Here is a 20252-nt window from a genome sequence, read left to right as displayed (position 1 = left end):
AACGAACCAGATGGCCCTCTGTCTGGCCGATGAGACGTTAAAACGTGTTTTGAGGTGATGTATTAACACTAACAATGCGAACAGAGTAATCGTCCTCGATACCGAAACCACCGGTATGAATCAGATCGGTGCTCATTATGAAGGGCATAAGATTATTGAGATTGGTGCGGTGGAAGTGGTGAACCGTCGTCTGACCGGCAACAACTACCACATCTACCTGAAGCCCGATCGGCTGGTGGACCCGGAAGCGTTTGGTGTTCACGGTATTGCTGACGAATTCCTGCTGGATAAACCGGTGTTTGGCGATATTGCCGATGAATTTCTGGAGTATATCCGCGGCGCAGAGTTAGTTATTCATAACGCGTCGTTTGATATCGGCTTTATGGATTATGAGTTCAGCAAGCTGAACCGTGGTATACCGAAGACCGACACCTTCTGTAAGGTGACTGATAGCCTGGCGCTGGCGCGCAAAATGTTCCCCGGCAAGCGCAATAGCCTTGATGCGCTCTGCTCGCGTTATGAAATCGATAACAGTAAGCGTACGCTGCACGGGGCGTTGCTCGATGCCCAGATCCTTGCCGACGTTTATCTGATGATGACCGGTGGCCAGACATCGATAAAATTTCAGATGGAGGGCGAGGGGCAATCACAGACGGGGGATACCGGTATTCAGCGCATTGTTCGTAGAGCGAGTCAGTTGCGCGTTGTTTTAGCCAGTGACGAAGAGCTGGCGGCTCACGAATCGCGGCTCGATCTGGTGCAAAAAAAGGGCGGAAGCTGCCTGTGGCGCGGGTAAAACAGTTGTTTTGTATGAAAAATCCCAACATGGGTGATTTTTGCAGCAAACGACATAAAAATGTCAGAAAAAGCGTTGACGGAGCCAGACTCTATCCGTAATATTCGCCTCGTTCCCTAACAGGAACAGATCGCGGAGCGGTAGTTCAGTCGGTTAGAATACCTGCCTGTCACGCAGGGGGTCGCGGGTTCGAGTCCCGTCCGTTCCGCCACTATTCAGAAAGCCTGAGTCAGAAATGATTCAGGCTTTCGTCGTTTCTGCCCTTCACTATTTATCCCGGCGCTGACATGCATGCCATAACCGCCCGGTGTATTCGCACGTTATTTATCATTGCTCGTGCGCGAGAGCGGTGCGAGAACCTGTTCGGTAAATCGCTGCGCTGCAAAGCAGAGCACTGTAAAAGCCCGCTCGCAGCATAAGCCGCTGCGCCGGAACATTCACAGAAACGGCGCGGGCATTTTCAGCCAGATTTAGCGCGCCAGCCGAAGCTGTTGTAAATTGCCGTCCAGCTGAAGATCGGTTTGCAGGCGCGCCACGTCCCGGCAGGTGAAAGCCATCGTTTTGTGGGTTTCCAGTTTTTGCCGCCACTTCTCCGGCACTTCTTGCAGGTTTTCATACAACGCTTCCAGCGTCGGGAACGTATTCAACAATTGCGTCGCGCTTTTCGGGCCTATACCGGCAACGCCCGGCACTTTTGAACTGCTGATGCCCGCAAGCCCCCAGTAGTCCGGCAGCTGTTGTGGCGTGACGCCATACTCCTGGGCAATAAAGGGGGCGTCCAGCCAGCGTTTCTGAAAATAATCACGAATGCGAATGGTTGGGGAGAGGAGCTGGCAATAGCCTTTATCCGTCGAGACAATGGTGGCCTGCTGCCCGGCCTGTGCCAGCTTAACCGCCAGCGTGGCGGCGAGATCGTCCGCTTCATTACCCGGCGTCGCCCAACAGCGTATCCCGCGCTGCTCAAAGGCTGCACGCAGGGCTGGCATCTCATTATGCAGTGTTTCCGGCATCGGCGGGCGGCCCGCTTTATAATCCGGCAAAAGCTGGTGGCGCCACCCTTGCGCGCGGGCCTCATCGTCAAACACCGCCACAGCATGCGTCGGCTGGCTGTGAACGATAAGCTGCTCCAGCGCATGCAGACAGGTGTCAACGCAGGGAGAACCCTGCACGGCGTGAATGCGACGGATAAGATTAAGTGCGTCGACGATTAAAAGATGTGCCACAGATACCCTCCCTGAAATCTTGCGCTAAGAGTAACACTGCGGGGAAGGAGAGGCTACGCGGCGGAGGAAAATCAGGAAGATGCCTCGCAAAACGAGGCATCTGAGGGCGTTAATCGCAGGTTACGATTTTCATCGCCAGCCCACCGCGTGACGTTTCGCGGTATTTGGCGTTCATATCTTTACCGGTTTCATACATCGTCTCGATAACTTTATCGAGGCAGACTCGCGGTTCGCTGGTACGGCGCAGCGCCATGCGCGCGGCGTTCACCGCTTTTACGGACGCTATCGCGTTTCGCTCAATGCACGGCACCTGCACCTGGCCTGCCACCGGATCGCAGGTTAAGCCCAGGTTGTGCTCCATGGCTATCTCGGCCGCGATGCAGACCTGTGCCGGGCTGCCGCCAAGCAGTTCCGCCAGTCCTGCGGCGGCCATAGAGCAGGCGACGCCCACCTCGCCCTGGCAACCCACTTCTGCACCGGAAATCGACGCGTTCATTTTATAGAGCGAGCCAATCGCGCTGGCGACCAGTAAGTAGCGCGCCAGCGAATTCGCATTCACCTCGCGAATAAACTTATCGTAGTAGGCCAGCACCGCAGGCACGATGCCACAAGCGCCGTTAGTCGGTGCGGTGACCACGCGCCCACCGGCAGCATTCTCTTCATTAACCGCCAGAGCAAACATATTGATCCAGTCAACAACCTGCATCGGATCTTTGCTGGTGTTATCGCTACTGACCAGCATGCGGCGCAGCGCGGCGGCACGTCGCGGAACGCGCAGCCTGCCCGGCAGCACGCCCTCGGTATGGGTGCCGCGCTCGATACCGCCACTCATCACTTCCCACACACGGGCGAGGTGCTGTTCCAGCTCCTCTTTGCTGTGCAGCGCCAGTTCGTTTTGCATCATCAAACCGGAGAGCGACAGGCCGGTTTCCTTGCAGTGCCGCTGTAAATCGGCGGCGGTTTTGTACGGGTAAGGTACGACGACCGGCTCGCTGGCCAGCTGGCCAAAATGTTCCTCGTCGACGATAAAACCGCCGCCAATGGAGTAATAAGTTTGGCTATAGAGCACCTTATCGCCAGCCAGCGCAGTAATGCGCATACCGTTTTCGTGCAGCGGGAGGTTATCCGCGTGGAAATTCATGCACTGATCGACCGGGAACTCAACTTCATGTGCGCCGTTTGCCAGCATCAGGCGACTATGGGTATTTACATCCTGAATAAACCCAGGAATGGCATCAATATCAACGCTGTCCGGCAGATTACCGGCCAGTCCCATAATGATAGCGATATCAGTGTGGTGCCCTTTACCGGTCAGGGAGAGAGAACCGTAAACGTCCACTACCACGCGGGTGACATCATGCAAAATGCCGCGGGCAATCAGATCGTCTGTGAATTGTTTTCCGGCTTTCATCGGGCCGACGGTATGTGAGCTGGAGGGGCCAATACCGATTTTAAAAATGTCGAATACGCTGATCATAACGCATTATCCATCAGGACGCGCCGCCCGCTAAAGGCGGCGCAAAAGAATTAACCGAACATGGTGAAGAGGGTGTAGAAGATCGCAGAGATAGCGATAAGACCCATGATGACAACAAACGCGTTGCTGAGATGACCGCTGTATTTACGCATAGCCGGGACTTTAGCAATGGCGTACATCGGCATCAGGAACAGGATCATCGCGATAACCGGGCCGCCCAGGGTTTCGATCATCCCCAGAATGCTTGGGTTCCAGGTGGCAACCGCCCAGGTGGTTAGCAGCATAAACAGCGCGGTGATGCGGTTCAGCTTGTTGATTTCGATGGTTTTACCCTTGCCACGCAGCGACTTGATAACCATACCGTTGAAACCTTCACGCGCGCCCAGGTAGTGGCCGAGGAAAGATTTGGTAATGGCGATCATTGCGATGATAGGCGCCATCCAGGCGATAACCGGTGCGTTAAAGTGGTTCGCCAGGTAAGAAAGAATCGAGATATTCTGCTCTTTCGCTGCCGCCAGGTCTGCCGGAGAGAGGCTCAGTACGCAGCTGAACACGAAGAACATCACGGTCAGCACCATCATAATATGTGCGCAGGCCAGGATGCGGGAGCATTTGCTTTCGGCTTCGTTGCCGTACTCTTCACGTTTTGCAACGGCAAAAGAGGAGATGATCGGTGAGTGGTTAAAAGAGAACACCATCACCGGGATAGCCAGCCAAAGGGTCATCCACAGGCCATTACCGGTGTTTGCAGCGCTCTCAAAAGAGAGGGTTTCCAGCGCAGCACCGTGCCATTGCGGGATCAGGTAAACCGCCAGCACCATCAGAGCAATCACAAACGGGAACACCAGCACGCTCATCGCTTTGACAATCATTTGCTCGCCGAAGCGCACGATGGCCATCATGCCGACAATCAGGATCAGCGACAGAATCGCGCGCGGCGGCGGCGTCATGCCCAGCTGGTGGGACATAAAGCTTTCGACGGTATTGGTAATTGCCACGCTATATACCAGCAGGATCGGGTAGATAGCGAAGAAATAGAGCAGGGTGATGAGTTTACCCGCGCCGGTGCCGAAGTGTTCTTCAACCACTTCGGTAATGTCCTGGCCTGGATTTTTGCCCGACAGCACAAAGCGGGTCAAGCCGCGGTGCGCGAAGTAGGTCATCGGGAAAGCCAGGATTGCCATGATAATAAGAGGGATCATGCCGCCCACGCCTGCGTTGATCGGCAGGAACAGCACACCTGCGCCAATCGCAGTCCCGTAAAGGCCTAACATCCAGATGGTATCGGTTTTACGCCACGAGCTTCGGCTTTGGGTCGAGGCAATAGAGGCGGTTTGGGTTGTTTCCATTATTACATCTCCTGGAGAAGCAAATGCTGAAATTTCAGTTTAATCACGCAAGCTGAAACGTCGGCGGTAAAATTAAATCTCGTCGATTACGGTTTTTTTATAATTTATGGCCGCAACTTTAGGTCGCGAAAGATACATTGATGTTATGTTTCTATCAGTGATCCCGATCTCAAATGCAATAATTCACTTTTTATGTGGGTATATTTAGACCTTCTGTCTATATAAGCAGCCGCATATAAAATTTATGCTCGCAAAGGCTACCACCCGCCATACAGGTGAGCATAGTTAGCAGGGTGAAAAGCGTTAAAGCTTCTGTAAAACAAATAAATAGCAGTGATTTACCAACACTAAAGGCAACTGGAATGCAGGAATATCTTGAGAACGCAGAAGGGGGACCGTCGAGAAGTATAAGGGCAACTTATAAGTCGCCCTGGGGAATCATGCACAAATTTCGTAGCAAGGGATATAGGCAGAACCGGGAAGTTTCATACGGTGCTGGGCGACAAAACCCTGCAATAAGTCATCCATCCGACGCATCATCTCTTTGTCACCGTGAATTTTATAAGGCCCGCGCGCTTCAATAGCGCGAATGCCCACTTCTTTCACGTTGCCCGCGACGATACCCGAGAAGGCGCGGCGTAGATCTGCTGCCAGCACTTCAACAGGCTGATCCGGATAAAGCTTCAGGTTTGCCATATTTTCATGGGTCGGATCGAACGGCAGCTGAAGATCCGGCGCAATACGGATAGACCAGTTAAAACTATAGGCATCGCCCGTTTCACGACGGTTCTCTTTCACCAGCGGCATCGACTTTTTCATCAGGCGAGCCACTTCAGGCGCGTTATCGATAACGATGGTGTAGTAGCGACGCGCCGCTTCACCAAGCGTGCTCACAATAAACTCATCCAGCACGCGGAAGTAGTCGGCGCTCTCTTTCGGCCCGGTAAGGATAAGCGGCAGCACCTGATTACTGTTGGCCGGGTTCATCAGAATGCCCAGCAGATACAGCAGCTCTTCCGCTGTGCCGACGCCGCCTGGAAAGATAATGATACCGTGGGCGATACGGACGAAGGCTTCGAGGCGTTTTTCGATATCCGGCATGATAACCAGTTCATTGACCAGCGGGTTGGGGGGTTCGGCCGCGATAATCGACGGCTCGGTCATGCCGATAAAACGCCCTTCTTTATAGCGCTGCTGCGCATGGCCGACAGCGGCGCCTTTCATTGGCGCTTCCATCGCGCCCGGCCCGCAGCCGGTGCAGATATTCAGTTCACGCAGGCCAAGCTGGGTGCCTACGCGGCGTGCATAAAGGTATTCCGTCTCATTGATGGAGTGACCGCCCCAGCAGACCACCATACTTGGCGCTTCGCCTACATGCAGGGCGCGGGCATTACGCAAAATGGAAAAGACCAGGTTAGTAATATGCGAGGAGCTTTCCAGATCCAGGTGCTGGAAACGACCGGCGTTATGAATCTGCCCGCTAACGAACAGAATATCGCGCAGCACCGCAAACAGGTTAGCCTGCAAAGACCGAATAATTCGCCCGTCAACAAACGCTTCTTCCGGCGGGTTAATCAGTTCCAGTTTTACGCCGCGTTCACGGCGTAACACATTAATATCAAAGTTTTCATAGCGGGACAGCAGCTCTTTGCTGTTATCTGTCAGGCTACCTGAGTTCAGTACGGCGAGCGAGCAATTACGAAACAGTTGATACAAATCGCTGCTGGCCGTGCGCTTAAGCATATCGACTTCCAGCTGCGACAGCAGGTCCATTGAGCCAAGCGGGCTAATATGTGTAATCAAGTGAGCTCCTTACGGGACGAGAAAATGTATCTTCCCTGCGATTACAATAGCCCTGGCTTATGACCTTTAACAACCCGGCGCGCGGAATGTTTTACTGGCGCACCAGCCGACCGGTCGCCGGAACGAAATCCGTATTGCTGCGCCACGGGTTAATATCCAGCCCGCCACGGCGGGTGTAGCGCGCATAAACACTCAGTTTTTCCGGCTGGCAGAAGCGCTGAATATCGTTAAAAATACGCTCAACGCACTGCTCATGAAACTCGTTATGATGGCGGAATGAGACCAGGTAGCGCAGCAGTTTTTCTTCATTGATTTTGGCGCCGCGATACTGAATCTGCACCGAGCCCCAGTCCGGCTGGTGGGTAATCAGGCAGTTGGATTTCAGCAGATGGCTCACCAGCGTCTCTTCAACCGTTTTGCCGCAGGCGGCGTCTTCGAGTAGCGCCGCATCGAACGCGTAGTTATCGATCTCAATATCCTGATTATCGATACATTTCCCGTGGAAATGGGCGATCGGCTGGCCTTCCAGCTCATCCACACGGTAAAGCGCGACTGACACGCGACCCTGGGCACAGGCGCTGAGATCGCGCTCAAGCGTGCTGCGCACCTCGTCCCAATGGGTAAAACGCGTCTGGTTGAAGCTGTTGAGATAGAGCTTAAAACTTTTCGATTCCACCAGATTCACGCTGGTATAATCCAGCGACACATGACCCACCGCCACCTGCGGCAACCCTTTGGCATTGAGCCAGGAAAGCTCATACAGCGTCCAGATATCCGCGCCGTGAAAAGGCAGATTCTCCGCATGCAGGCCGAGCGGATCGCGGTTCAGCGAGCGCGGCACGCCCTGAAGCAGGCTGGCGTCGTAAGTGTCGCGGTAGTCGGTGGTTTTGCCAAGCGTCAGGCCAGACAGCGCCTGGTGGTTATCATAAGAAGACATGTTTCATCGCCAATTTGCAGGTAAACTATGCAACAGAGTTTATCCTGGCTTAAGTAAAGAGAGAAATCGGTGGAAAAAGAGACGGCCCTTGCGCTTGAAGCTTTTACGACACGTTATTGCGATGCCTGGCACGAGCAGCGAGGTAGCTGGCCGCAAAGTGAAGAACTTTATGGTATTCCGTCACCCTGTATTATTTCTTCAATGGATGGATATGTCGTCTGGCAACCTAAGCCCTTTACCCTTAAACAAAATGTAAACCCAATTGAACAAGCGATGGACATTGTGGTACAACCTGCGGTCCACGCTTTTTATACGACGCAGTTTGCCGGTGATATGAGCGCCCGCTTCGGCGAAGAGACGCTGACGCTTTTGCAAACCTGGAGTGAAGAGGATTTTCTGCGGGTGCAGGAAAATCTGATTGGACATCTGGTGACGCAAAAACGGTTGAAACTGTCGCCAACGCTTTTTATTGCTACGCTTAACAGTGAACTGGACGTTATTTCGCTGTGTAACCTGAGCGGCGAAGTCATTAAAGAGACGCTGGGAACGCGCAAACGTACCGTTCTTGCCCCCGACCTGGCGACGTTTCTCGGCCAGCTCGACCCCATAATATAATCCCTTTCGCTACTTTCCTTGTAAGAGATCTCTTACAAAGCCTGTGAGAGATCGCCTGGTTGTTACTCATCGTGATATTACGTGTTTTCGTAACAAAATGATATAAATCATAGGATTAATCTGTATACAGACTTTCCTTAGGCTTTCATTCAGAAGTATATTTGCGTTAAGTTATCTTGTAAGACGAGCCGGAATAGGTAATGCTATTTGAGTCGATACGGAGTTTGACACCAACGAAGCGTACATCAGGACGATGTTGTTTCAGGGACTCACCGGGAAGGTGCTGCAAGGAAGGCTTCTGGACGAAGCAAAGTGGATAGCGCAAGGTCGCGCAAGGGACACCTCCAGGACGGAGAATGTGAGCCGATCGGGACGTCGGCGGATCAGGACGATCGCAGGACACGCTTTAAGGACGAGGCTATTTCACATCGGGGTGGTGTGAGCACGAAGCACAGTTTAAGGATGAACAGGTCAGGAGACCGTAGGAAAAGTTGTCACGGATGAGCAGGGAGCACAATAGGTAGCGGGATTGCTGCGAAACGAAACCGGGAGCACTGTGCAAGCAGTGCTCCCTTTTTTATTTCTTCGGGACTTTGATATGCTGCGCGCCAGTTTGAATGACCCGGGGGATTTATGACTCAACACCAACGTATCCGCCAGCAGCTGCAACAGCTTGAGGCTCTACTGCGCGAACACAACTTATGGCAAAGCTGCGAGCCTGACGCCAGCGCGTTTGCCAGTACACAACCTTTTTGTATGGACACCCTTGAGCCGTTCGAATGGCTGCAATGGGTGCTTATTCCCCGCCTTCACGCGCTACTTGATAGCCAGCAACCGCTGCCGGACACTTTTGCCATTACGCCCTATTATGAAATGGCGCTCGACGCCGCCCATCCACACCGCGCCATCGTTTTAGTGCATTTACAACAGCTTGATGCCCTGTTTGCCGGTGAAAACACCTAATGCTGGAGATTATCTATCAGGACGAATGGCTGGTTGCCGTCAATAAGCCATCCGGTTGGCTGGTGCACAGAAGCTGGCTGGATCGCGACGAAAAAGTGGTGGTGATGCAAACCGTGCGCGATCAAATCGGCCAGCACGTTTTCACCGCCCACCGGCTCGATCGTCCCACCTCTGGCGTTCTGTTAATGGGGCTTTCCAGCGAAGCAGGACGGCGGCTGTCACAGCAATTTGAGCAGCACCAGATCCAAAAACGCTACCATGCGATTGTCCGCGGCTGGCTGATGGATGAGGCGCTGCTGGATTACCCGCTGGTGGAGGAGCTGGATAAGCTCGCTGACAAATTCTCCCGCACGGATAAAGGCCCGCAGCCTGCGCTAACACACTATCGGGGGCTGGCGACCACGGAGATGCCCGTCGCGACCGGAAAGTTTCCCACCACCCGATACGGGCTGGTCGAGCTGGAGCCGAAAACCGGGCGCAAACATCAGCTGCGCCGCCATATGGCGCATTTACGCCACCCGATAATCGGTGACAGCAAGCACGGCGATCTGCGGCAAAACCGCAGCGCTGCCGGGCATTTTGGCTGCACACGCCTGATGTTACATGCAAGCCTGCTCAGCCTGATACACCCGTTTACCGGCGAGCCGCTCACGCTTCGCGCGGGGCTGGACGACGTGTGGATGCAGGCATTAACGCAGTTCGGCTGGTGCGGGCTTCTCCCTCTAAATGAAAGGGTTGAGTTTGCGCTCCCAAGCCGCCAGGATGAAAGCAATCAGGAATCAAACAAGGAGTGAACAGCATGGCGGATGTAGGCATTTTTGTTGGCACCATGTACGGCAACTCGCTGCTGGTAGCGGAAGAAGCGCAGGAAATTTTATCCGGTCTGGGTCACAAAGCCACCGTATACGAAGATCCCGGCGCGAAAGAGTGGGACAACAACAAAGGCAACTATGCGCTGATTGTGACCTCAACCACCGGGCAGGGCGATTTGCCGGAGAGCATCGCGCCGCTATTTCATTACCTGCGCGATAGCGTCGGGTATCAGCCTGATTTACGCTACGGGGTGATTGCGCTGGGCGACAGCAGCTATACACATTTCTGCGGCGGCGGTAAGCAGTTCGATGCCTTGCTACAGGAGCAGGGCGCGCAGCGCATCGGTGACGTGCTGCTAATTGACGCGACCGAAGATCCCGAACCAGAAAGCGTCTCCAATCCGTGGGTCGAACACTGGGCAACGCTTTTGAAATAACCTTTCCGCCCCCTGCCGCCAGGGGGCTTGCTTTTGCGCCGCACACCGTCCTCTCCCTTCTTTTTTTCGCCTGGTTTTTAGCCATTGCACGGCGGCATCTTATTTCAATTCCGTGAAGTACTCCCCACGCGCCAGGGCTAATGCAACAGAAACGCGCGTCAGATTTTAACAATGTTGTGTGGATGCACGATGAGTGTTGAAAAGTCACTTTTTATACTTTCCCTGCCAGTAAAAAAACACGCTCCGCAAAGGGGAAGCCACCCTGCGTAGAGAGCGGCAAAAACACAAAAACATCATCCTGTTTACCCCTACAGGTTGTGCCGTACAGGATGAACCTACAAGAACATCTACGCTCGGGAGTACAACCTATGAGTTCATTCAGCCAGGCGGCGAGTAGCGCTGAAAAGCGCACCAACGCCCGCTACTGGATAGTGGTGATGCTGTTTATCGTCACCTCTTTCAACTATGGCGACCGCGCGACGCTGTCCATTGCCGGTTCCGAAATGTCCAAAGCCATTGGCCTCGACCCGGTCGGCATGGGCTATGTCTTTTCCGCCTTTTCCTGGGCCTATGTCATAGGCCAGATCCCCGGCGGCTGGTTACTGGATCGCTTCGGTTCGAAACGCGTCTATTTCTGGTCCATTTTCACCTGGTCGATGTTTACCTTATTACAGGGTTTCGTCGATATCTTCAGCGGCTTTGGCATCATCGTCGCCCTCTTTACCCTGCGCTTTATGGTCGGACTTGCCGAAGCGCCCTCTTTCCCTGGCAATAGCCGCATTGTTGCCGCCTGGTTTCCGGCGCAAGAGAGAGGCACGGCGGTGGCGATATTTAACTCCGCGCAATACTTCGCGACCGTCATATTCGCCCCAATCATGGGCTGGCTGACGCAGGAAGTGGGCTGGTCGCATGTGTTCTTCTTTATGGGCGGGCTTGGCATCGTTATCAGCTTTCTGTGGCTGAAAATGATCCACGATCCAAACCAGCACCCCGGCGTGAATAAAAAAGAGCTGGAGTACATTGCCGAAGGCGGCGCGCTGATCGATATGGATCAGAAGAGCAACAAACACGGCGTGCCGTTTTCTGAAAAGTGGGGCCAAATCAAGCAAATGCTCGGCTCACGCATGATGATTGGCGTCTACATCGGCCAGTACTGCATCAATGCGCTGACCTATTTCTTTATTACCTGGTTCCCGGTCTATCTGGTGCAGGCGCGCGGGATGTCTATCCTGAAGGCGGGTTTTATCGCTTCGGTGCCTGCGGTGTGCGGGTTTATCGGCGGGGTGCTGGGCGGGGTGATTTCTGACTGGTTAATGCGCCGCACCGGTTCTCTGAATATTGCACGCAAAACGCCTATCGTGCTGGGTATGTTGCTCTCCATGACCATGGTGTTCTGTAACTACACCGACGCTGAGCTGATGGTGGTGGCGTTTATGTCGATGGCCTTTTTCGGCAAAGGCATCGGCGCGCTGGGCTGGGCGGTGATGGCAGATACCGCGCCGAAAGAGATAAGCGGCCTGAGCGGCGGCCTGTTCAACATGTTCGGTAATATTTCCGGTATCGTCACGCCGATTGCGATTGGCTATATCGTCGGCACCACCGGCTCGTTTAACGGCGCGCTTATCTATGTCGGCATCCACGCGCTCGTCGCTGTTCTCAGCTACCTGGTGCTGGTGGGCGATATCAAGCGTATCGTACTGAAACCTGTGGCGGGGCGTGAATAATGACGACACAAGCAAGCCCGATTATCACGCAGATGAAGGTTATCCCTGTCGCCGGGCACGACAGTATGCTGATGAATATTGGCGGCGCGCATAATGCGTATTTTACGCGCAACATCGTGGTTCTCACCGATAACGCCGGAAACACCGGCGTTGGTGAAGCGCCGGGCGGCGAGGTGATTTACCAAACGCTTCTTGATGCTATCCCAACCGTGGTAGGCCAGGAAGTTGCGCGGCTGAACAAAGTGGTGCAGCGCGTGCACAAGGGCAACCAGGCCGCGGATTTTGACACCTTCGGCAAAGGTGCCTGGACCTTTGAACTGCGTGTCAATGCCGTGGCAGCGCTGGAGGCGGCGCTGCTGGATCTGTTAGGCAAAGCGCTCAATGTCCCGGTATGTGAACTGCTCGGGCCGGGCAAGCAGCGCGATGAAGTGACCGTGCTCGGCTATCTCTTCTATGTTGGCGATCGCCGCAAAACCGACCTGCCTTACCTCGAAGCAACCGCTGGCAGCCATGAGTGGTATCGCCTGCGCCATCAGGAAGCAATGAATAGTGAGGCGGTGGTGCGCTTAGCTCAGGCCTGCGCCGATCGCTACGGTTTTAAAGATTTCAAACTCAAAGGCGGCGTACTTCCCGGCGAGCAAGAAATCGACAGCGTGCGCGCTCTTAAAAAAGCGTTCCCGGATGCCCGCATCACCGTTGATCCCAACGGCGCATGGCTGCTCGACGAAGCTATCGCACTGTGTAAAGGGCTGAATGATGTGCTGACCTACGCCGAAGATCCGTGCGGCGCGGAGCAGGGTTTTTCCGGGCGGGAAGTGATGGCGGAGTTTCGCCGCGCCACCGGGCTGCCGGTCGCCACCAATATGATTGCCACCAACTGGCGTGAAATGGGCCATGCGGTGATGTTAAACGCGGTCGATATTCCGCTGGCCGACCCGCATTTCTGGACGCTTTCTGGCGCGGTGCGCGTAGCGCAACTGTGCGACGACTGGGGGCTTACCTGGGGCTGCCACTCCAATAACCACTTCGACATCTCTCTGGCGATGTTTACCCATGTCGGCGCCGCCGCGCCTGGTACGCCGACCGCTATCGACACGCACTGGATTTGGCAGGAAGGCGAGGCCCGCCTGACTAAACAACCGCTGAAAATCCGCCAGGGAAAAATTGCCGTACCGGATGCGCCGGGGCTTGGCGTGGAGCTGGATTGGGCGCAAATCGAAAAAGCCCACGCGCTCTATAAAACGCTGCCCGGCGGCGCGCGAAACGATGCCGGACCGATGCAATATCTTATCCCCGGCTGGACGTTTGATAAAAAACGCCCCGTGTTTGGACGCCATTGATAGACGAAAAGGATAAAAAATGAACACCACTTACGCTACCCCCGTCGTTACTGCTATGCAGGTCATCCCGGTTGCGGGTCATGACAGCATGTTGATGAATCTCAGCGGTGCCCACGCGCCGTTTTTCACCCGCAATATCGTCATTATTAAAGACAATTCCGGGCATACCGGCGTGGGTGAAATCCCCGGCGGTGAGAAAATCCGCCAGACGCTGGAAGATGCCATTTCGCTGGTGGTCGGCAAAACGCTGGGCGAGTACAAAAACGTATTAAACCTAGTACGCAATACCTTTGCCGACCGTGATGCTGGCGGGCGCGGGCTGCAAACCTTTGATTTACGCACCACGATTCATGTGGTGACCGGTATTGAAGCGGCGATGCTGGATCTGCTCGGCCAGCATCTGGGGGTAAACGTGGCGTCGCTGCTTGGCGAAGGGCAGCAGCGCAACGAAGTCGAAATGCTCGGCTACCTGTTTTTCGTGGGCGACAGCAAAAAGACCCCGCTGCCATACCAGAGCCAGCCGGACGATCCTTGCGACTGGTATCGCGTGCGTCATGAAGAGGCGATGACGCCGGAGCGCGTGGTGCGTCTGGCGGAAGCGGCGTATGAAAAATATGGCTTTAATGACTTCAAACTTAAAGGCGGCGTGCTGGCGGGTGAAGAAGAGGCGGAATCTATCGTTGCGCTGGCGAAACGCTTCCCGCAGGCGCGCGTGACGCTGGACCCGAACGGTGCCTGGTCGCTCAATGAGGCTATCAATATCGGTAAATACCTCAAAGGCGTGCTGGCTTACGCCGAAGATCCGTGCGGTGCCGAGCAGGGCTTCTCCGGGCGCGAAGTCATGGCTGAGTTCCGCCGCGCGACCGGTCTGCCAACCGCCACTAATATGGTTGCTACCGACTGGCGTCAAATGGGCCATACCCTGTCGCTGCAATCCGTGGATATTCCGCTGGCTGACCCGCATTTCTGGACGATGCAAGGTTCCGTTCGCGTAGCGCAAATGTGCCACGAGTTTGGCCTGACGTGGGGGTCTCACTCCAATAACCATTTCGATATTTCTCTGGCGATGTTTACCCATGTCGCCGCCGCGGCACCCGGCCAGATAACCGCCATCGATACGCACTGGATCTGGCAGGAGGGTAATCAGCGCCTGACCAAACACCCGTTTGAAATCAAAGGCGGGATGGTGCAGGTTCCCGCCACGCCAGGCTTAGGTGTGGAACTGGATATGGACCGGGTCATGAAGGCGCATGAGCTGCATCAGAAACATGGCCTGGGCGCGCGTGACGATGCGATGGGGATGCAGTATCTGATCCCCGGCTGGACGTTTGATAACAAGCGCCCGTGCATGGTGCGCTAACCAATTTGCCAGTCCTTGCGTGGGCTGGCATTTCCCGCTCTTTCCAGAGTGTATGCTTAGCGTTGTGATGATGCGTAAGGATGGCTTATGAAGATTGTTATTGCACCTGACTCTTACAAAGAAAGCTTAAGTGCTCTGGATGTGGCGAATGCAATAGAACGCGGGTTTCGCGAGGTTTTTCCTCGCGCCGAATATGTAAAAATCCCGGTGGCGGACGGTGGTGAAGGGACAGTCGAAGCGATGGTCGCCGCCACCGAAGGCCGGGTCGTTAAGATGCCGGTCACCGGCCCGCTTGGCGAGCAGGTGGACGGCTTTTATGGCCTGTCCGGCGATGAACAATCAGCCTTTATCGAAATGGCGGCAGCCAGCGGGCTGGAACATCTGCCTGTGGAAAAGCGCGACCCGCTGTACACCACTTCATGGGGAACCGGCGAGCTGATTCGCCACGCGCTGGATGCGGGCGTACAGCATATCATTATTGGTCTTGGCGGCAGTGCGACCAACGACGGCGGCGCCGGGATGGTGCAGGCGCTGGGCGCGAAGCTTCTGGATAATCAGGGCGAGCAAATCGCCCCCGGCGGCGCGGCGCTGGAAACGCTGGCACGCATTGATATCAGCGAGCTGGACAAACGCCTGGCAGATTGCCGCATCGAGGTGGCCTGCGATGTCACCAACCCACTCACCGGGAAAGAGGGTGCCAGCGCTGTCTTTGGCCCGCAGAAAGGCGCGACGCCTGAGATGATAGCCCGGCTGGATAAGGCGCTTACCCACTATGCAGAGATAATCTCCCGCGATTTACAGTTCGATGTGCTGAATTTATCCGGCGGTGGTGCCGCAGGCGGCATGGGCGCGGCGCTGTATGCATTTTGCGGCGCGAAGCTGCGCCAGGGCATTGAAATTGTGACCGACGCGCTGGCGCTGGATAAACAGGTTGCCGATGCCGACCTGGTCATCACCGGGGAAGGGCGGATAGACAGCCAGACCGTGCATGGCAAGGTGCCGATCGGTGTGGCGAAGGTGGCTAAGCGTTACAATGTGCCGGTAATTGGTATCGCGGGCAGCCTGAGTGCGGACGTCGGCGTGGTGCACGATCACGGTATTGATGCCGTTTTCAGCGTGCTCTATAAGATATGTTCGCTGGATGAGGCGCTGGCGGGAGCCGGGGAGAATGTGCGTATGACGGCGCGCAATATCGCCGCCGTGCTTAAAGCGGGCAAGGGCCTGTGACCGTGGCCCGGTAGCATCGCGCTTACCGGGCAATCGCTTAATCAATCAAACGCCGCGCTTCACGCGCCACGTTATCCATCTCATCAAGCAGCTCCAGAAACTCCGGTTCCAGATCTTCAGGCGGCACACCGCTGCGTAGCTGCTGCTCCAGCAACTGGCAGAGCTTTTTCAGGCGCGGCACGCCGCTGTACCCACAGCTGCCGTGCAGTTTATGCACCGCTTCAAGCAGCCCTTGCGGCGCTTCGCCAACCAGCTGCTCTTCCACCATATTGCGGATCTCCGGCAGGAACTCCACCAACATGCGCAGCATATCGCGCGCCAGATCGGTTTTCCCTGCGGCCTGGCGCAGCGCAAGCGGCCAGTCCAGCGTGACATCTGTATTAACCGCCGGCGGTGTTGTGGTGCTTTCTGTTTCGCCGGGCGGCAGGCGGGTGCTGCTTTCCGGGCCTGGCATATAGCGCAGCAGCAGGTTATTGAGTTTTTCCTCCTCAATAGGCTTCGCCAGGTAATCATTCATCCCGGCATCGAGCAGTTTCTCTTTTTGCCCGGCCATAGCGTGCGCCGTCACGGCGATCACTGGCGTCTGCTGCTGGTGCGGTAGCTGGCGGATCAGCTCGCAAGCCCGAATACCGTCCATGTCCGGCATCTGGATATCCATCAGGATCAGATCGAACTGCATCTGTTTTGCCCGCTCAATGGCCTGAATTCCGCTATCGCATAACTCGACGTGCTGCACCAAATCGTCGAGCAGTGCGCCAATAAGTTTCAGGTTTGCCGGGTTATCGTCCACCGCCATGACGGTCATCGGCAGCTTGCTCTCATCCACCAGAAGCGTGGGGACGAAATGGGTTGAGCGGCAATATTCCGTCAGTACCGGCAACAGCCGCGCGGCGGTCAGCGGTTTTAACAGGCAGGCGGCCGCGCCATCCTGTTTGAGCTGCTCGGCGTTAACCTGCGCGTGGCAGGGCAGCGCCAGCACCAGATAGTCGGTCATCGACGCCGCCCTGGCCAGGCGCTCATGCTGCATGGTCAGCGGTTCACGAACCGTTACCGGAATAGCGAGCAGCAAGATATCGTAATGCCTGGCAGGGAGTGCCGAGAACGACGGGCTGTAAATCACCTCCAGCGGCGTATCGCTCAGCACATCCAGCGTACTTTGCGCAGCCGCCGCGTTTGGCTCTACATAAGCCACGCGTTTTCCGCGCAGATTATGCATCGCTGGCGCGTCGGTAACGGCGTTAGGATTGAGATCCAGATCGATATGAAACCAGAAAGTTGAACCCCGGTTCGGCTGGCTGTGAAACGAGATATCACCGCCCATTTCATTAACCAGTTTTTGGGTGATAACCAGCCCCAGGCCTGTACCGCCATGACGGCGTGAAATACTGGCGTCTGCCTGGCGAAACGCCTGAAACAGGCGCGACTGATCGCGCTCGGGAATACCAATGCCGGTATCGCGGATCTGCACCTCAATCTGCACTTTGTTATTACTGAGGGCGCGTTTTTCGACCACGATATCGATGTTGCCGTTTTCGGTAAACTTGATGGCATTCCCCACCAGGTTGGTTATCACCTGTTGCAAACGCAGCGGATCGCCAATGACATTATCCGGCACGTCGTGCTTGATGGTCAGCGTCAGTTCCAGTCCCTTATCATGGGCCGAGTGCGCCAGCAAAATAACCACTTCATCAAGCGTTGTTCGCAGCGGGAAAGGAATACTTTCGAGGATCAGTTTACCGGCCTCAAGCTTGGAAAAATCCAGAACATCATCAATGATTGCCAGCAGATTATTGGCCGAGCGCTCGATGGTCATCAGGTGGTCGCGCTGGGTCGGGTTTAGCTCCGACTTCAGCGTCAGGCGCGTAAAGCCAATCACGCCATTAAGCGGTGTGCGCAGCTCATGGGACATATTGGCGAGAAACTCGGACTTAATCCGCGCCGCTTCCTGCGCGCGTTTCTTCGCCAGATCCAGCTCCACGTTCTGGATCTCCATCTGTTCCAGCGTTTCACGCAGATCCGAGGTGGATTGATCGATATTGTGCTGCATCTCTTCGTGGTATGCCGCCAGCGACATGGCCATCGAATTGATACCGTTTTTCAGCATATCCAGCTCGCCGAGCATAAAGCCTTCGACGCGACTGTCGAGCTGCCCACGGCGAATGCGATCGACGGTATTGACCATGTTACGAATAGGGCTGGTGACATCGCGCATCAGACGCCAGCCAAAAATCAACGCAATACTGATACAGAACAAAATCATCAGGCTTGAGCTAAAAATTTCTTTGTACTGCTGAAGCCGCACGGATTTGAGATCCAGCTCCAGCGCGACATAGCCGGGCATATTGCCGGTGATTTTATCGGCAGGTAGTGCCCTTTTCAGTGCGGAATAATCGTCGGAAAGTATTGGCGTGCGCAGCATCATCGCATCGCCGCGGCGGGTAACGCTTAACGAGCGCGGAAAAGGTTGCCCCTCCGGCAGCTTTAGCGAATCCGCATCAAGCTGAAAATTAGACGAAACAAACAGGTTATTCTGCCCATCATAAATTGAAATAGCCCGCACAATGTCTGAATGGCGACGATGCAGTACGCTGATGAGTTGGCCAAGCGCCTCTCTGTCCTGCAGCGCCATGCTGTACTCGCTGGAGACGGCCAGAGGCTCGATAATGCTGGCGCCGGCATCTTCCAGCTGTTGCTGCAAATCGTTATAGCGGTGGACGACAAAAAAGATACTGAGTAAGACACCAATTAAGACAGTCGGTGCCAGGATCAGAATCATCATGCGTGCGCGCAAGCTGTAGTTGGTCATGGTGTTCCGTTATGGGAGAATCAGGCCATTAATTTGAGATTGAGAAATTCCCGGCAATGGCGCAATTCTACTCTGCAAAACGACGTGTGACGACACGTCAAAAAGTTACCGTAACAGTAAACGACCTTGACCCATTTGGGCAGGGGGTGGCACGACATAATGGTAAAGCGTTGTTTGTGCCGGGTCTGTTACCTGGAGAAACGGCGGAAATTACCCTCACCGAGGATAAGCGTCAGTATGCCCGTGGCGAGGTGCAACGCCGCCTGAACGACAGCCCTGAGCGCGTCACACCCCGCTGCCCGCATTTTGGCGTTTGCGGCGGTTGCCAGCAGCAACACGCCAGCATCGCGCTGCAACAACGCAGTAAAAGCGCGGCGCTGGCGCGTTTAATGAAGCACGATGTCAACGAGGTAATAGCCGGGCAACCGTGGGCGTATCGCCGCCGTGCGCGCCTGAGCCTGAACTGGCAGCCGAAAACCCAGCGTCTGGAGATGGGCTTTCGCAAATCGGGTGATAGCAGCATTGTTAATATCACCTGTTGCCCGGTTTTGGTGCCCCGTCTTGAGGCATTACTGCAACCGCTGCACGATTGTCTGGCATCGCTTAAAGCGGTGCGTACGCTTGGGCATGTTGAACTTGTGGAAGCGGACAATGGTCCGATGATTGTGTTGCGACATACAGCATCATTAAGTCAGGCCGATAAAGAAAAACTGGAATGCTTTTCGCATTCTCAAAACCTTGCGCTGTACCTCGCGCCACAAAGCGAGATACTTGAGCGCCTTAGCGGAGAAACGCCCCACTATAGCGTCGACGGGCTAAAGTTAATGTTCAGCCCGCGGGATTTCATCCAGGTTAACGACGGCGTGAATCAGCAAATGGTTGCCCGCGCGCTGGCATGGCTCGATGTTCAGCCAGGCGATCGCATACTGGACTTGTTCTGCGGTATGGGGAATTTCACCTTGCCGCTGGCAAAGCGGGTGGCAAGCGTGGTGGGTGTGGAAGGTGTGGCGGAGCTTGTCGCGAAGGCGCAGGATAACGCTCAGCGTAATGGCTTGCAGAATGTGACATTTTTTCATGAGAATCTGGAGGACGATGTCACAAAGCAGCCGTGGGCGCGGCAAGGTTTTGACAAGGTATTGCTTGACCCGGCGCGTGCAGGCGCGGGCGGGGTGATGCAACATATTATTAAATTGTCTGTGGGCCGGGTGGTGTATGTTTCCTGTAATCCCGCCACGCTGGCACGAGACAGTGAAGCACTATTAAATGCGGGTTACCAGATTCAGCGGCTGGCGATGCTGGACATGTTTCCGCACACTGGCCATCTGGAATCGATGGTGTTGTTTGTGAAAACAAATAATTAATTTCGGCTTGTCGAGTTCGACA

The 20252-nt window shown here is 55.1% G+C and carries 16 protein-coding genes and 1 tRNA gene; 11 read left to right on the top strand and 6 right to left on the bottom strand.

Annotated features, from left to right (window positions below; all coding sequences use genetic code 11):
- The first annotated feature begins 61 nt into the window (after positions 1-61).
- A complete protein-coding gene (gene dnaQ / locus ACTU3N_RS18055) occupies positions 62-796 on the top strand; it encodes a DNA polymerase III subunit epsilon (protein ID WP_443087516.1) in 735 nt (244 codons plus the stop codon).
- 134 nt (positions 797-930) lie between these two features.
- A tRNA-Asp gene (locus ACTU3N_RS18050) sits at positions 931-1007 on the top strand.
- A gap of 259 nt (positions 1008-1266) precedes the next feature.
- On the opposite strand, the gene xni is transcribed toward ACTU3N_RS18050, so the two are convergent.
- From xni to queF, 5 genes are all read right to left on the bottom strand, one after another.
- Positions 1267-2019 carry a flap endonuclease Xni gene (xni, locus tag ACTU3N_RS18045; RefSeq protein ID WP_443087507.1) on the bottom strand — a complete coding sequence of 251 codons (753 nt, stop codon included), beginning with the start codon at positions 2017-2019 and terminating at the stop codon, positions 1267-1269.
- Between the two features lie 109 nt (positions 2020-2128).
- Positions 2129-3496 carry an L-serine ammonia-lyase gene (locus tag ACTU3N_RS18040; RefSeq protein WP_443087506.1) on the bottom strand — a complete coding sequence of 456 codons (1368 nt, stop codon included), beginning with the start codon at positions 3494-3496 and terminating at the stop codon, positions 2129-2131.
- 50 nt (positions 3497-3546) lie between these two features.
- Positions 3547-4845, bottom strand: coding sequence for an HAAAP family serine/threonine permease (locus ACTU3N_RS18035; protein WP_443087505.1), 1299 nt, complete (start codon positions 4843-4845; stop codon positions 3547-3549).
- Between the two features lie 438 nt (positions 4846-5283).
- Positions 5284-6648 carry a nucleotide 5'-monophosphate nucleosidase PpnN gene (ppnN, locus tag ACTU3N_RS18030; RefSeq protein ID WP_443087504.1) on the bottom strand — a complete coding sequence of 455 codons (1365 nt, stop codon included), beginning with the start codon at positions 6646-6648 and terminating at the stop codon, positions 5284-5286.
- Positions 6649-6739: 91 nt separating this feature from the next.
- Positions 6740-7585, bottom strand: coding sequence for an NADPH-dependent 7-cyano-7-deazaguanine reductase QueF (gene queF, locus ACTU3N_RS18025; RefSeq protein WP_443087503.1), 846 nt, complete (start codon positions 7583-7585; stop codon positions 6740-6742).
- 69 nt (positions 7586-7654) lie between these two features.
- Between queF and syd the strand changes: the two genes are divergently transcribed.
- The 8 genes from syd (at position 7655) to ACTU3N_RS17985 (ending at position 16063) form a co-directional block, all read left to right on the top strand.
- A complete protein-coding gene (syd, locus tag ACTU3N_RS18020; protein WP_443087502.1) occupies positions 7655-8200 on the top strand; it encodes a SecY-interacting protein in 546 nt (181 codons plus the stop codon).
- A 633-nt stretch (positions 8201-8833) separates the two neighbouring features.
- Positions 8834-9163, top strand: coding sequence for a YqcC family protein (locus tag ACTU3N_RS18015; protein ID WP_443087501.1), 330 nt, complete (start codon positions 8834-8836; stop codon positions 9161-9163).
- Positions 9163-9957: a tRNA pseudouridine(65) synthase TruC gene (truC, locus tag ACTU3N_RS18010; RefSeq protein WP_443087500.1), complete on the top strand. Its 795-nt coding sequence runs from the start codon at positions 9163-9165 to the stop codon at positions 9955-9957. The genes ACTU3N_RS18015 and truC overlap by 1 nt, the downstream gene beginning before the upstream one ends.
- 5 nt (positions 9958-9962) lie before the next feature.
- Complete coding sequence (locus ACTU3N_RS18005) at positions 9963-10412, top strand: flavodoxin (protein WP_443087499.1); 450 nt, start codon at positions 9963-9965, stop codon at positions 10410-10412.
- 368 nt (positions 10413-10780) lie between these two features.
- A complete protein-coding gene (locus tag ACTU3N_RS18000) occupies positions 10781-12136 on the top strand; it encodes an MFS transporter (RefSeq protein ID WP_443087498.1) in 1356 nt (451 codons plus the stop codon).
- Positions 12136-13476: an enolase C-terminal domain-like protein gene (locus ACTU3N_RS17995; RefSeq protein ID WP_443087497.1), complete on the top strand. Its 1341-nt coding sequence runs from the start codon at positions 12136-12138 to the stop codon at positions 13474-13476. The genes ACTU3N_RS18000 and ACTU3N_RS17995 overlap by 1 nt, the downstream gene beginning before the upstream one ends.
- Positions 13477-13495: 19 nt before the next feature.
- Positions 13496-14836, top strand: coding sequence for a glucarate dehydratase (gene gudD, locus ACTU3N_RS17990; RefSeq protein WP_443087496.1), 1341 nt, complete (start codon positions 13496-13498; stop codon positions 14834-14836).
- Between the two features lie 87 nt (positions 14837-14923).
- Positions 14924-16063 carry a glycerate kinase gene (locus tag ACTU3N_RS17985; RefSeq protein ID WP_443087495.1) on the top strand — a complete coding sequence of 380 codons (1140 nt, stop codon included), beginning with the start codon at positions 14924-14926 and terminating at the stop codon, positions 16061-16063.
- A gap of 37 nt (positions 16064-16100) precedes the next feature.
- Here the strand turns inward: ACTU3N_RS17985 and barA are convergent, their stop codons facing one another.
- Entirely contained in the window at positions 16101-18869 is a 2769-nt protein-coding gene (gene barA, locus ACTU3N_RS17980) for a two-component sensor histidine kinase BarA (protein WP_443087494.1), read from the bottom strand.
- A gap of 56 nt (positions 18870-18925) precedes the next feature.
- On the opposite strand from barA, the gene rlmD reads away from it, so the two are divergent.
- A complete protein-coding gene (gene rlmD / locus ACTU3N_RS17975) occupies positions 18926-20230 on the top strand; it encodes a 23S rRNA (uracil(1939)-C(5))-methyltransferase RlmD (protein WP_443087493.1) in 1305 nt (434 codons plus the stop codon).
- The last annotated feature ends 22 nt before the right edge of the window (positions 20231-20252 follow it).

It is taken from the genome of Vagococcus sp. WN89Y, from assembly GCF_052220145.1.
In the GTDB taxonomy this organism is placed as follows: domain Bacteria; phylum Pseudomonadota; class Gammaproteobacteria; order Enterobacterales; family Enterobacteriaceae; genus Kosakonia.
The sequence above is the reverse complement of the archived record's forward strand: the minus strand, read 5'-3'. Positions and strand labels throughout refer to the sequence as shown.

What these genes read in the sequence shown, in the direction of transcription:
- ACTU3N_RS18040 (WP_443087506.1), bottom strand. Translation starts at nt 3,496, where the DNA reads ATGATCAGCGTATTCGACATTTTTAAAATCGGTATTGGCCCCTCCAGC.
- ACTU3N_RS18035 (WP_443087505.1), bottom strand. Translation starts at nt 4,845, where the DNA reads ATGGAAACAACCCAAACCGCCTCTATTGCCTCGACCCAAAGCCGAAGC.
- queF (WP_443087503.1), bottom strand. Translation starts at nt 7,585, where the DNA reads ATGTCTTCTTATGATAACCACCAGGCGCTGTCTGGCCTGACGCTTGGC.
- ACTU3N_RS18015 (WP_443087501.1), top strand. Translation starts at nt 8,834, where the DNA reads ATGACTCAACACCAACGTATCCGCCAGCAGCTGCAACAGCTTGAGGCT.
- truC (WP_443087500.1), top strand. Translation starts at nt 9,163, where the DNA reads ATGCTGGAGATTATCTATCAGGACGAATGGCTGGTTGCCGTCAATAAG.
- ACTU3N_RS18005 (WP_443087499.1), top strand. Translation starts at nt 9,963, where the DNA reads ATGGCGGATGTAGGCATTTTTGTTGGCACCATGTACGGCAACTCGCTG.
- ACTU3N_RS18000 (WP_443087498.1), top strand. Translation starts at nt 10,781, where the DNA reads ATGAGTTCATTCAGCCAGGCGGCGAGTAGCGCTGAAAAGCGCACCAAC.
- ACTU3N_RS17995 (WP_443087497.1), top strand. Translation starts at nt 12,136, where the DNA reads ATGACGACACAAGCAAGCCCGATTATCACGCAGATGAAGGTTATCCCT.
- gudD (WP_443087496.1), top strand. Translation starts at nt 13,496, where the DNA reads ATGAACACCACTTACGCTACCCCCGTCGTTACTGCTATGCAGGTCATC.
- ACTU3N_RS17985 (WP_443087495.1), top strand. Translation starts at nt 14,924, where the DNA reads ATGAAGATTGTTATTGCACCTGACTCTTACAAAGAAAGCTTAAGTGCT.
- barA (WP_443087494.1), bottom strand. Translation starts at nt 18,869, where the DNA reads ATGACCAACTACAGCTTGCGCGCACGCATGATGATTCTGATCCTGGCA.
- rlmD (WP_443087493.1), top strand. Translation starts at nt 18,926, where the DNA reads ATGGCGCAATTCTACTCTGCAAAACGACGTGTGACGACACGTCAAAAA.